This window comes from Pseudomonas sp. LF020, assembly GCF_053456425.1.
Map to the genome: position 1 here is coordinate 376363 of NZ_JBRFIX010000005.1, position 12964 is coordinate 389326.

At 60.8% G+C, this 12964-nt stretch carries 10 protein-coding genes; 5 read left to right on the top strand and 5 right to left on the bottom strand.

Translation table 11 applies throughout. The features are described 5' to 3' along the window. Positions 1-5: 5 nt before the first annotated feature. The 4 genes from acnD to ACU680_RS14730 all read right to left on the bottom strand — a co-directional run bounded on the left by acnD (position 6) and on the right by ACU680_RS14730 (position 5686). Positions 6-2600, bottom strand: a complete 2595-nt coding sequence (gene acnD / locus ACU680_RS14715) for a Fe/S-dependent 2-methylisocitrate dehydratase AcnD (protein ID WP_448179822.1) — start codon at positions 2598-2600, stop codon at positions 6-8. Between the two features lie 206 nt (positions 2601-2806). Then, the gene (gene prpC / locus ACU680_RS14720; protein WP_003223270.1) at positions 2807-3934 is read right to left on the bottom strand and encodes a bifunctional 2-methylcitrate synthase/citrate synthase; all 1128 of its coding nucleotides are present in this window, start codon (positions 3932-3934) and stop codon (positions 2807-2809) included. Between the two features lie 142 nt (positions 3935-4076). Then, on the bottom strand, positions 4077-4967 hold the full coding sequence (prpB, locus tag ACU680_RS14725) for a methylisocitrate lyase (protein ID WP_083366502.1): 891 nt from the start codon (positions 4965-4967) through the stop codon (positions 4077-4079). Then, positions 4964-5686 carry a GntR family transcriptional regulator gene (locus ACU680_RS14730; RefSeq protein WP_448179868.1) on the bottom strand — a complete coding sequence of 241 codons (723 nt, stop codon included), beginning with the start codon at positions 5684-5686 and terminating at the stop codon, positions 4964-4966. The genes prpB and ACU680_RS14730 overlap by 4 nt, the downstream gene beginning before the upstream one ends. Before the next feature lie 346 nt (positions 5687-6032). Between ACU680_RS14730 and rloA the strand changes: the two genes are divergently transcribed. From rloA to pabB, 4 genes are all read left to right on the top strand, one after another. Then, positions 6033-6569 (top strand): retropepsin-like aspartic peptidase RloA, encoded by a 537-nt coding sequence (rloA, locus tag ACU680_RS14735; protein WP_025110318.1) that lies wholly within the window; start codon positions 6033-6035, stop codon positions 6567-6569. Between the two features lie 5 nt (positions 6570-6574). After that, a complete protein-coding gene (gene rloB / locus ACU680_RS14740; RefSeq protein WP_448179823.1) occupies positions 6575-8110 on the top strand; it encodes an osmotic stress tolerance membrane protein RloB in 1536 nt (511 codons plus the stop codon). Next, positions 8110-9096, top strand: coding sequence for an alpha-L-glutamate ligase-like protein (locus tag ACU680_RS14745; protein WP_448179824.1), 987 nt, complete (start codon positions 8110-8112; stop codon positions 9094-9096). Before rloB ends, ACU680_RS14745 begins: the two co-directional genes overlap by 1 nt. Before the next feature lie 321 nt (positions 9097-9417). Beyond that, positions 9418-10761 carry an aminodeoxychorismate synthase component I gene (gene pabB / locus ACU680_RS14750; RefSeq protein WP_448179825.1) on the top strand — a complete coding sequence of 448 codons (1344 nt, stop codon included), beginning with the start codon at positions 9418-9420 and terminating at the stop codon, positions 10759-10761. Positions 10762-10870: 109 nt separating this feature from the next. On the opposite strand, the gene thrH is transcribed toward pabB, so the two are convergent. Beyond that, on the bottom strand, positions 10871-11488 hold the full coding sequence (gene thrH / locus ACU680_RS14755; protein WP_367083954.1) for a bifunctional phosphoserine phosphatase/homoserine phosphotransferase ThrH: 618 nt from the start codon (positions 11486-11488) through the stop codon (positions 10871-10873). 163 nt (positions 11489-11651) lie between these two features. Between thrH and ACU680_RS14760 the strand changes: the two genes are divergently transcribed. Beyond that, positions 11652-12386 carry a phosphoadenylyl-sulfate reductase gene (locus tag ACU680_RS14760; protein ID WP_448179826.1) on the top strand — a complete coding sequence of 245 codons (735 nt, stop codon included), beginning with the start codon at positions 11652-11654 and terminating at the stop codon, positions 12384-12386. The last annotated feature ends 578 nt before the right edge of the window (positions 12387-12964 follow it).

Consider the following 12964-nt stretch of genomic DNA (forward strand, 5'->3'; position numbering starts at 1 on the left):
TTGATTTAAACGGCAACCGCCGACTCTTCGAGGAAGTCCTGGGCGAAGCGCTGCAACACGCCGCCGGCCTCGTAGATCGACACTTCTTCAGCGGTATCCAGACGGCAGGTCACCGGCACGTCAACGCGCTCGCCGTTCTTGCGGTGGATCACCAGCGTCAGGTCGGCACGCGGGGTGCGGGCGCCGATCACGTCGTAGGTTTCGCTGCCGTCGATAGCCAGGGTGTGACGGTCGGTGCCCGGTTTGAACTCCAGCGGCAACACGCCCATGCCCACCAGGTTGGTGCGGTGGATGCGCTCGAAACCTTCGGCGACGATCGCCTCCACACCCGCCAGACGCACGCCCTTGGCCGCCCAGTCGCGGGACGAACCCTGACCGTAATCGGCACCGGCGATGATGATCAGCGGCTGCTTGCGCTCCATGTAGGTTTCGATGGCCTCCCACATGCGCATCACTTTGCCTTCCGGCTCGACCCGCGCCAGCGACCCCTGTTTGACCTTGCCGTTTTCCACGACCATTTCGTTGAACAGTTTCGGGTTGGCGAAGGTCGCGCGCTGGGCGGTCAAGTGGTCGCCCCGGTGCGTGGCGTAGGAGTTGAAGTCCTCTTCCGGCAGGCCCATTTTCGCCAGGTATTCGCCGGCGGCGCTGTCGAGCATGATCGCGTTGGAGGGTGACAGGTGATCGGTGGTGATGTTGTCCGGCAGCACCGCCAGCGGGCGCATGCCCTTCAGCGGCCGCGCACCGGCCAGTGCACCTTCCCAGTACGGCGGACGCCGAATGTAGGTGCTCATCTCGCGCCAGTCGTACAGCGGCGTGACTTTCGGGCCGGTGTCTTCGTGGATGGCGAACATCGGAATGTAGACCTGACGGAACTGCTCCGGCTTGACCGACGACTTCACCACGGCGTCGATTTCTTCGTCGCTCGGCCAGATGTCTTTCAGGCGGATTTCCTTGCCGTCGACCACGCCCAGCACATCCTTCTCGATGTCGAAACGGATGGTCCCGGCGATGGCGTACGCGACCACCAGCGGCGGCGACGCGAGGAACGCCTGTTTGGCGTACGGGTGAATGCGGCCGTCGAAGTTACGGTTGCCGGAGAGCACGGCCGTCGCATACAGATCGCGGTCGATGATCTCTTGCTGGATCACCGGATCGAGGGCGCCGGACATGCCGTTGCAAGTGGTGCAGGCAAACGCGACGACGCCGAAACCGAGTTGCTCCAGCTCCGTGGTCAGCCCCGCTTCATCGAGGTACAGCGCCACGGTTTTCGAACCCGGTGCCAGCGAGGATTTGACCCACGGCTTGCGGGTCAGGCCGAGCTTGTTGGCGTTGCGCGCCAGCAGACCGGCGGCGATCACGTTGCGCGGGTTGCTGGTGTTGGTGCAGCTGGTGATGGCCGCGATGATCACCGCGCCGTCAGGCATTTGCCCCGGCACGTCATCCCACTGCCCGGAGATGCCTTTGGCCGCCAGATCCGCCACCGCCACGCGTGCATGCGGGTTGCTCGGGCCGGCCATGTTGCGCACCACAGACGACAGGTCGAACGTCAGGCCGCGCTCGTATTGCGCGCCTTTCAGGCTGTCGGCCCACAGGCCGTTGAGTTTGGCGTACTGCTCGACGAGCTGCACTTGCTGGTCTTCGCGACCGGTGAGTTTCAAGTAGTCGATGGTCTGCTGGTCGATGTAGAACATCGCCGCGGTGGCGCCGTATTCCGGGGCCATGTTGGAGATGGTCGCGCGGTCACCGAGGGTCAGCGCGGACGCGCCTTCGCCGAAGAACTCCAGCCAGGCACCGACGACTTTCTGTTTGCGCAGGTATTCGGTCAGCGCCAGCACCATGTCGGTGGCGGTGATGCCCGGCTGCAGCTTGCCCGTCAGTTCGACGCCGACGCTTTCCGGCAGGCGCATCCACGAGGCGCGACCGAGCATCACGCTCTCGGCTTCAAGCCCACCGACACCGATGGCGATCACGCCCAACGCATCGACGTGCGGGGTGTGGCTGTCGGTGCCGACGCAAGTATCAGGGAATGCCACGCCGTCGCGCACCTGGATCACCGGGGACATTTTCTCCAGGTTGATCTGGTGCATGATGCCGTTGCCCGGCGGAATCACGTCGACGTTCTTGAAGGCCTTTTTGGTCCAGTTGATGAAGTGGAAACGGTCTTCGTTGCGCCGGTCTTCGATGGCACGATTCTTCTCGAACGCCTGCTTGTCGAAACCGCCCGCCTCCACCGCCAGCGAGTGGTCGACGATCAGTTGCGTCGGCACCACCGGGTTGACTTGCGCCGGGTCACCGCCCTGCAGGGCGATCGCGTCACGCAGGCCGGCGAGGTCGACCAGTGCGGTCTGGCCAAGAATGTCGTGGCACACCACACGCGCCGGGAACCATGGGAAGTCGAGGTCACGTTTGCGCTCGATCAGTTGTTTCAGCGAATCGGTAAGCGTGGCCGGGTCGCAGCGACGCACGAGGTTTTCCGCCAGTACGCGGGAGGTGTACGGCAGGGTGTCGTAGCTGCCGGGCTGAATCGCCTCGACCGCCGCACGGACGTCGAAATAATCCAGGGAACTGCCGGGCAGGTTTTTGCGGAATTCTGTGTTCATCGGGTCAGGACTCGGGTCACGGTAGTTTCAAAGGGAGGGGCCGGACATCAACCCTGAAATTCACACTGAACCCTGTGGGAGCTGGCTTGCCAGCGATGACGGAGTAACATCCGACATAGATGCTGACTGACCTAACGCTATCGCTGGCAAGCCAGCTCCCACAGGGATTTCGTTGCAGTTCAAGATCCGTGTTCGGCCCTCCCCATTCAGCGACGTTCGATTGGCACGAACTTGCGCTGTTCGACGCCGATGTACTCGGCGCTTGGACGGATGATGCGGTTGTTGGCGCGCTGTTCGAACACGTGCGCGGCCCAGCCGGTCAGGCGCGAGCAGACGAAGATCGGCGTGAACAGCTTGGTCGGGATGCCCATGAAGTGATACGCCGAGGCATGATAGAAGTCGGCGTTGGGGAACAGTTTTTTCTGCTCCCACATGGTCTTGTCGATGGCTTCGGAAACCGGGAACAACACCTTGTCACCGACTTCGTCGGCAAGTTTTTTCGACCAGCCCTTGATCACCTCGTTACGCGGATCGCTGTCCTTATAGATCGCGTGGCCGAAGCCCATGATCTTGTCCTTGCGCTCGAGCATGCCGAGGGTGCCTTTGATCGCCTCTTCCGGCGACGAGAAGCGCTCGATCATTTCCATCGCCGCCTCGTTGGCACCGCCGTGCAGCGGGCCCCGCAACGAACCGATGGCCGCAGTGACGCAGGAATACAGGTCGGACAGGGTCGACGCGCAAACGCGAGCGGTAAAGGTCGAGGCGTTGAATTCGTGCTCGGCGTAAAGGATCAGCGACACGTTCATCACTTTGACGTGCAGTTCGCTCGGCTTCTTGTCGTGCAGCAGGTGCAGGAAGTGACCGCCGATGGTCGGCTCGTCGCTGACGCAGTTGATGCGCTTGCCGTCGTGGCTGAAGCGATACCAGTAGCACATGATCGCCGGGAACGCGGCGAGCAGGCGGTCGGTCTTGTCGCGCTGTTCGGAGAAGTCTTTCTCCGGCTCGAGGTTGCCGAGGAACGAGCAGCCGGTGCGCATCACGTCCATCGGATGGGCGTCGGCGGGGATGCGTTCGAGCACTTCTTTCAGTGCTTGCGGCAGGTCGCGCAGCTTGCTCAGCTTTTGCTGGTAGGCATCGAGTTGCGCCTGGGTCGGCAGTTCGCCGTACAGCAGCAGGTATGCCACTTCTTCGAACTGCGCGTCGGCTGCCAGTTCACGCACGTCGTAACCGCGATAGGTCAGCCCGGCACCGGCCTGGCCCACGGTGGACAGTGCGGTTTGCCCGGCAACCTGGCCCCGGAGCCCGGCGCCACTGAGTACTTTTGCTTCGGCCATTGCTGTCTCCAATCTTGAATTTGTTAGGGAATCTGCAATTACGGTGTTGTTGGCAAAAGATCGCAGCCTCGTTGCACTCGACAGCTCCTGCAGGGGAATGCGGTTGATGTAGGAGCTGCCGAAGGCTGCGATCTTTTGATCCTCATTTTTTAGCGGCAAACAACGCATCAAGCTTCTGCTCGAACGTGTGGTAATCGATGCGATCGTAAAGCTCCATGCGCGTCTGCATGGTGTCGATGACATTCTGCTGGGTGCCGTCGCGGCGGATCGCGGTGTAGACGTTTTCCGCTGCCTTGTTCATCGCGCGGAACGCCGACAGCGGGTACAGCACCAGCGACACGTCGGCGCCGGCCAGTTGCTCGGTGGTGTACAGCGGTGTCGAGCCGAACTCGGTGATGTTGGCGAGGATCGGCGCCTTCACTCGGTTGGCGAACAGCTTGTACATCTCAAGCTCGGTGATCGCTTCCGGGAAGATCATGTCGGCGCCGGCCTCGATGCACGCAGCGGCGCGATCCAGTGCCGACTCCAGACCTTCAACCGCCAGCGCATCGGTACGCGCCATGATCACGAAGCTGTCGTCGGTACGGGCATCGACCGCTGCCTTGATGCGGTCGACCATTTCCTGCTGGCTGACAATTTCCTTGTTCGGACGGTGGCCGCAGCGCTTGGCGCCGACCTGATCCTCGATGTGAATTGCCGCGGCGCCGAACTTGATCATCGACTTCACGGTGCGCGCGACGTTGAACGCCGACGAACCGAAACCGGTGTCGACATCCACCAGCAGCGGCAGGTCGCAGACGTCGGTGATGCGCCGCACGTCGGTGAGCACGTCATCCAGGCCGGTGATGCCCAGATCCGGCACGCCGAGCGAGCCTGCGGCCACCCCGCCACCGGACAGGTAGATCGCCTTGAAACCGGCACGCTTGGCCAGCAGCGCGTGGTTGGCGTTGATCGCGCCGACCACCTGCAATGGGTGCTCGCTGGCGACCGCATCGCGGAAACGCTGGCCTGGAGTGTTCTGCTTGGAACTCATGACTCACCTCGTTCAGTGGCTGTCTTATTGTCGGCGCCGTCCTGGTAATGACGGGCGATGTTGCGTTTCGAGGCGCCGATGTGGCGGCGCATCAACAATTCCGCGAGTTCGCCGTCACGGTCGGCGATGGCATCGAGAATCCGGTGGTGTTCGGCGAAGGCCTGACGCGGGCGGTTGGGCGTGGTGGAAAACTGGATGCGGTACATGCGCACCAGTTGGTACAGCTCGCCGCAGAGCATCTGGGTCAAGGTGCGATTGCCGCTGCCCTGGATGATCCGGTAGTGAAAGTCGAAATCGCCTTCCTGCTGGTAATAGCCGACGCCCGCCTGGAACGCCGCGTCGCGCTCGTGGGTTTCCAGCACCCGACGCAGTTCTTCGATTTCTTCGACGCTCATGCGTTCGGCCGCCAGCCGGCAGGCCATGCCTTCAAGGGATTCACGGATTTCGTAGAGTTCGAGCAATTCGGCGTGGCTGAGCGACACCACCCGCGCGCCGACATGCGGTACGCGCACCAGCAGACGCTGGCCTTCGAGCCGATGAATGGCTTCGCGCAGCGGCCCGCGACTGATGCCATAAGTGCGCGCCAGCTCGGGTTCGGAGATCTTGCTGCCTGGGGCGATTTCGCCTTTGACGATGGCCGCCTGAATGCGCCGGAAGACGTTTTCCGAGAGCGTCTCGGAATCGTCGCCGCTGATGACCGGGGGATCGAGTTGGTCCAGCATGATTGTCGACACCTTTAAATCCAATGCGGCAAAACCTAGCCAATTAGCCGGCGCCAGTCAAAGGATAAATGGATATTGTCGACAATCGTCTAATAACCTTAAAAGATCGCAGCCTGCGGCAGCTCCTGCAGGAATCAATGTAGGAGCTGCCGCAGGCTGCGATCTTTGATCTGTTTATAGACCGGCCCAAGCGCTGGCGCCATAAAACCACCGTGCTAGAATGCCGCCCGCATTTGCTGGCCATTTGTACGGCTTGTCATAAAAAGCTGATAGGCACACGAAGGAGCTTGCGCAGTATTGCCAGGAACCTGAACCGAAAACGGAACGCTGCGCACCAGGATTTATGAGACTCAAGCCCTTCCCCACATTTTTTGCGCTGTTTTGCCTGCCCGGCCTCGCCGCGGCGGGGGAAAAAACCGTGTACGGCCTCAACGAATACGCATCGCTTGACGGCATCAATCTGCAAGTAGCGGCGAAACTCGACACTGGCGCCAAAACCGCCTCGCTGAGTGCCCGCGATATCAAACGCTTCAAACGCAACGGCGAGTCCTGGGTGCGTTTCTACCTGGCGATCGACGCGGCGCATTCGCACCCGATCGAGCGGCCGCTGGCCCGGGTCAGCAAGATCAAACGCCGCGCCGGCGACTACGACCCGGAAGAAGGTAAAAAGTACACCGCGCGCCCGGTGATCGAGCTGGATATCTGCATGGGCACGGCGCTGCGCAGCATCGAAGTGAACCTGACCGACCGAAGTGCGTTCCAATACCCGCTTTTGATCGGCTCCGAAGCCTTGAAACGCTTCGACGCGCTGGTCGACCCCAGTCTTAAATACGCTGCCGGCAAACCCGCCTGCACCATCGCCGCTCATACCGCCGAGTAATTTCCATGCGTTCTCTAACCTTCCACCTGAAAATCCTGATCACCATTCTGGTGCTCCTGGGCGTTTCGGTTACGGCCTATCAGATTTTCGTGCTCGGCATCCCGGTGACCGAAGACGCCACCGACGACTTGTGGAACATCGACGCCAAAGTCGAGTTCGTCGCCAGCACCAAGGACCCGGTGAAGGTCCAGATGTTCGTGCCGCCTTTGAGCCGCGATTACGTCAGCCTCAACGAAAGCTTTATCTCCAATAACTACGGTGTGGCGGTCAACCGGGTCGACGGCAACCGCAAGGTCACCTGGTCGGCACGCCGGGCCAAGGGCAACCAGACTCTTTATTACCGTCTGGTGCTGACCAAGCGTTACACCGCTGAAAAAACCAAGATCAAAGGCCCGACCTTCCGCGATAGCATCGCCATCGAAGGCCCGGAAAAAATCGCCGCCGAAGCCCTGCTCGCGCCGATCCGCCAGCACTCGGCCGACGTCGAGACCTTCATCGGCGAAGCGATCAAACGCGTCAACAACGCCAACGACGACAACGTCAAACTGCTGCTGGCCGGCGACCCGTCGACACCGCACAAGGCGAAGATCGTCGAACTGCTGCTGTCGATCGCCCACGTACCGGTGGAAAAGGTTCATACCATCCGCCTCGTCGCCGATCAGCCGCAAACCCCGGAACTGTGGCTGCGCAGTTTCAATGGCAACGACTGGCTGTACTTCAACCCGGAAACCGGCGAGCAAGGCCTGCCAACCGACCGCCTGCTGTGGTGGACCGGTGATGAAAACCTGATCACTATCGAGGGCGCGAAGAAAGCCAACGTGACCTTCAGCCTGAACAACAGCGAAATGAACGCAATTCGTCTGGCCAAACTGACCGACGAAAACACCGACGCCAACTTCCTCGAATACTCGCTGTACGGCCTGCCGCTGCAGACCCAGCAGACCTTCATGATCATGGTGATGATCCCGATCGGCGTGCTGGTGATCCTGATCCTGCGCAACCTGATCGGCCTGCAGACCCTCGGCACCTTTACCCCGGTGCTGATCGCCCTGGCCTTCCGCGAAACGCAACTGGGCTTCGGCATCCTGCTGTTTACCGTGATCACCGCGCTGGGCCTGTCATTACGCTCGTATCTGGAACATCTGAAGCTGCAAATGCTGCCGCGTCTGTCGGTAGTGTTGACCTTCGTGGTGGTGCTGATTGCCGCCATCAGTCTGTTCAGTCACAAGCTTGGTCTGGAGCGCGGTTTGTCGGTGGCGCTGTTCCCGATGGTGATTCTGACCATGACCATCGAACGCCTGTCGATCACCTGGGAAGAACGCGGCGCCAGCCATGCCATGAAAGTGGCGATCGGCACGCTGTTCGCGGCGTCGCTGGCGCACCTGATCATGACTGTGCCGGAGCTGGTTTACTTCGTATTCACCTTCCCGGCGATCCTGCTGATTCTGGTCGGTTTCATGCTGGCGATGGGTCGCTATCGCGGCTACCGCCTGACCGAACTGGTACGTTTCAAGGCTTTCCTGAAGAAGGCTGACGCCTGATGTTCGGTTTCTGGAAGACCTGGAAGGCTCTGGAAGCGCGGGGCATCATGGGCATCAATCGGCGTAACGCCGACTACGTGCTCAAGTACAACAAGCGCAGCCTGTACCCGATCGTCGATGACAAGATCATCACCAAGGAGCGCGCCATCGAGGCCGGCATTCATGTGCCGGAGCTGTACGGCGTGATCTCCACGGAGAAGGAAATCGACAAGCTCGACGCGATCATCGGCGGGCGTAACGATTTCGTGATCAAACCGGCCCAGGGTGCTGGCGGTGACGGCATCATCGTCATCGCCGACCGCTTCGAGGGCCGCTATCGCACAGTCTCGGGCAAGATCCTCGCCCACGAAGAGCTGGAGCACCACATTTCCAGCATCCTCACCGGCCTGTATTCGCTGGGCGGCCACCGCGACCGCGCGCTGATCGAATACCGGGTGACCCCGGACCAGATCTTCAAGAGCATCAGCTACGAAGGCGTGCCGGACATCCGCATCATCGTGCTGATGGGCTATCCGGTGATGGCCATGCTGCGCCTCCCAACCCGTCAGTCCGGCGGCAAGGCAAACCTGCATCAGGGCGCCATCGGCGTCGGTGTCGACCTCGCCACCGGCCTGACCCTGCGCGGCACCTGGCTGAACAACATCATCAACAAACACCCCGACACCACCAACGCGGTGGATGGCGTGCAACTGCCCTACTGGGACGGTTTCATGAAACTCGCCGCCGGCTGCTATGAGCTGTGCGGGCTGGGTTACATCGGTGTGGACATGGTGCTGGACCAGGAGAAAGGCCCGCTGATTCTCGAGCTGAATGCGCGGCCGGGGCTGAATATCCAGATTGCCAACGATTGCGGGCTGACCCAGCGTACGCATGCGGTCGAAGCGCATCTGGAAGAGCTGAAGGCGCTTGGGGTGAGCGAGTCGGTTGAGGAACGGGTGGCGTTCACTCAGGAAATGTTTGGGCATATTCCGGCGGTCGAGGGCTGAAGCTGAAAAGCTGAAGAGCCCCTCACCCTAGCCCTCTCCCGGAGGGAGAGGGGACTGACCGTGTTGGATGCTCGAAGTACATCGACCTGCAAGTTCGAGTCGAACTCAGAACTTGAAAAGCATGAAGATCCGCCCCCTTTCCCCCTCGCCCCTTGAGATATCGCACCGAACTCGGATCTTGAAAAGCATGAAGGTCTGCTCCCTTTCCCCCTCGCCCCCTTGGGGGAGAGGGCTGGGGTGAGGGGGTAGCTTTTGATTTTGATCTGGCAGCCGAGAGGACTACAATCCCCACCCCGCCTCGATGGCCGATCTGCCCCGCCCATGTTGACCTGTTCCGTACACCCGCTGCCCTACCGCGCCAACCCCGCCGACTACTTCGCGGCCATCCGCCATGCGCCCGACGCCGTGCTGCTCGACAGCGGCCGGCCGAGTGCCGACCGTGGCCGTTACGACCTACTCAGCGCCTGGCCGCTGGAACACCTGGCGGTGTTGCCTGACGAAAGCGGTAGCGTTTTCCTGCAACGTCTGCGGGAAAATCTGAGCCGTCTGGGCGAAGCGCAACTGCCTGCGGGCCATGAACTGCCCTTCGCCGGCGGCCTGATCGGCTATCTCAGTTACGACTTTGGCCGGCATCTGGAACACCTGCCGAGCCAGGCCCGGGACGATCTGCAATTGCCCGACGCACGGTTCGGCCTGTACGACTGGGCGCTGATCAGTGATCACCAGACCGCCACCAGCCAACTGGTGTTTCACCCGTCGCTGGCCGACAGCGAGCGGCAACGGCTGATTACCCTGTTCAGCCAATCGGCAACGACGACGCTGACGCCGTTCAAGCTGGACACGCCGATGACCGCCGACCTGTCGCCGGACGACTATCGCCAGGCGCTGGAACGCATTCATCAATACATCCAGGCCGGCGACTGCTATCAGGTCAACTTCGCCCAGCGTTTCCGCGCAACCTGTCAGGGTGATCCGTGGCTGGCCTATTGCGCGTTGCGCGAGGCCTGTCCGACACCGTTTTCCGGGTTTCAGAGCCTGCCCGACGGCGACGCGGTGCTGAGCCTGTCGCCGGAGCGTTTCGTCAAAGTCAGCCAGCGTCAGGTGGAAACCCGCCCGATCAAAGGCACTCGCCCCCGTGGTCTGACGCCTGCCGAAGACGCCGCCAACGCCGCCGAACTGCTGGCCAGCCCCAAGGATCGCGCGGAAAACCTGATGATCGTCGACCTGCTGCGCAACGACCTCGGCCGCACCTGCCGCATCGGCTCGGTACGGGTGCCGGAGCTGTTCAGCCTGGAAAGCTATCCCAACGTGCATCACCTGGTCAGCAGCGTGACCGGTGAACTGGCCGAGGATCGCGACGCACTGGACCTGATTGCTGGCAGCTTTCCCGGTGGCTCGATCACCGGCGCGCCGAAGATTCGTGCGATGCAGATCATTGACGAACTGGAACCGACCCGGCGCGGGTTGTACTGCGGTTCGTTGCTGTACCTGGACGTACGCGGCGAGATGGACAGCTCCATCGCGATTCGCAGTCTGTTGGTCAAGGATGGGCAGGTGTGCTGCTGGGGTGGCGGCGGGATCGTGGCCGACTCGGACTGGCAGGCGGAGTATCAGGAGTCGATTACCAAGGTAAGAATCCTCCTCGACACCCTGCAAAACCTATAACTTTTTGTGGCGAGGGAGCTTGCTCCCGCTGGAGTGCGAAGCGCTCCCCAAAATCTTACGACTGCTGCGCAGCCGAGCGGGAGCAAGCTCCCTCGCCACAATGTTGTAATTACAAACTCAAATCCCGGTTCGAGGCCTTGAGGAACTCCTGCTTCAACTCGGCAAACGTATGCACCGCCGGGAACTGCGGGAACTCGCGAATCACGTTGTCCGGCGCGTGGAACAGAATCCCCGCATCCGCCTCGCCGAGCATGCTCGTGTCGTTATACGAATCCCCCGCCGCAATCACCCGGTAGTACAGGCTCTTGAACGCCAGCACCGACTGACGCTTGGGATCTTTCTGACGCAATTGATAGCTGGTCACTCGCCCGCTGTCGTCGGTGATCAGGCGGTGGCAAAGCAAGGTCGGAAAGCCCAGCTGACGCATCAGCGGCTGGGAGAACTCGTAAAAGGTGTCCGAGAGAATCACCACCTGGAAGCGCTCGCGCAGCCAGTCGACGAACTCCACCGCGCCGTCCAGCGGCTTGAGGGTGGCGATCACTTCCTGAATGTCCGAGAGTTTCAGGCCGTGCTCGTCGAGGATGCGCAGGCGCTGCTTCATCAGCACGTCGTAATCGGGAATGTCCCGGGTGGTGGCCTTGAGCGAGTCGATTCCGGTTTTTTCGGCGAAGGCGATCCAGATTTCCGGCACCAGTACCCCTTCCAGATCCAGGCAAGCAATTTCCACAAGACACTCCCGTTTGTAGTGATTATTGAGTCGAGCGAGCCCGAACTCTAGCGACTCCCCCGCCACCGTGCAACGCAGCGGGCGCCCCGTACGCCGCCGCTTTTTGTTAACATCGCCGCCATATAGAGCGCCCAGCGCCACCGACCTGTAGGAAGCCGCCCTGATGAGCCCAACGTTCGATGTCGTGGAACTCGCCACGACCTATGCCAACAAATCCGCCCAGGACATCCTGAAACTCGCGTTCGCCGAGTTCGGTGATGAACTGTGGATCTCTTTCAGCGGCGCCGAGGATGTGGTGCTGGTGGACATGGCCTGGAAGCTGAACAAGAACGTCAAGGTGTTCAGCCTCGACACCGGCCGCCTGCATCCGGAAACCTATCGCTTTATCGATCAAGTGCGCGAGCACTACAAGATCGATATCGAACTGGTGTCGCCGGACTACACGAAACTCGAACCGTTCGTGAAGGAGAAAGGCCTGTTCAGTTTCTATAAAGATGGCCATGGCGAATGCTGCGGCATCCGCAAGATCGAACCACTGCGGCGCAAACTGTCCGGCGTCACAGCCTGGGCCACCGGCCAGCGCCGCGACCAGAGCCCGGGCACCCGCAGCGCCGTGGCCGTGCTGGAGATCGACACCGCGTTCTCCACCCCGGAACGCACGCTCTACAAGTTCAACCCGCTGGCGCAGATGACCAGCGAAGAGATCTGGGGTTACATCCGCATGCTCGAGCTGCCGTTCAACAGCCTGCATGAGCGCGGTTTCATCAGCATCGGCTGCGAACCGTGCACCCGCCCGGTCCTGCCGAACCAGCACGAGCGCGAAGGTCGCTGGTGGTGGGAAGAAGCGACGCAGAAAGAATGCGGGTTGCATGCGGGGAATATCATCAGCAAGGCGTAAACCCCTGCCACGATGATTTCCCCCTGTAGGAGTGAGCCTGCTCGCGATAGCGGTGTATCAGGCAAAAAATTCATCGACTAATACGCCGCTATCGCGAGCAGGCTCACTCCTACACTGGCCTCTAGCGACTCAAAAAAATGTGTACACACGAATGTCACCATCGGTGCCATTTATGTGTGCACTTTTTGTTTTCACGCCCTGAAAAGTTACATCCCTTCTGAATATCCCTGCGCTTTGCCCCCTCCGCAAAATCCCCCGCAAAAAATAAATACCTGTTCAATCGGTCAATTTATAACCACTTATTTTCAAACACTTAGCGCTCTTCGATAACTTTTCGAAATGAGCGCAGCGCTGCATAGATCGCTGACTGGCACAGATCTGGCTTTAGTGCATACATGTTTTGTATACAAAACCGCAAAACATGACCACACACTTTCGATCCGCAAGCCTGAAGCGCCCTATCCCGTACAGGCTGCAGATGCCCCGTAACCAGTGATGTTTGCTGGCCGCGCCGAAGATTTGTCGAGCCCTGGGCTCATGCACAGTCATCGCGGCCCGCCCATCAGGAGCCTGCCGGA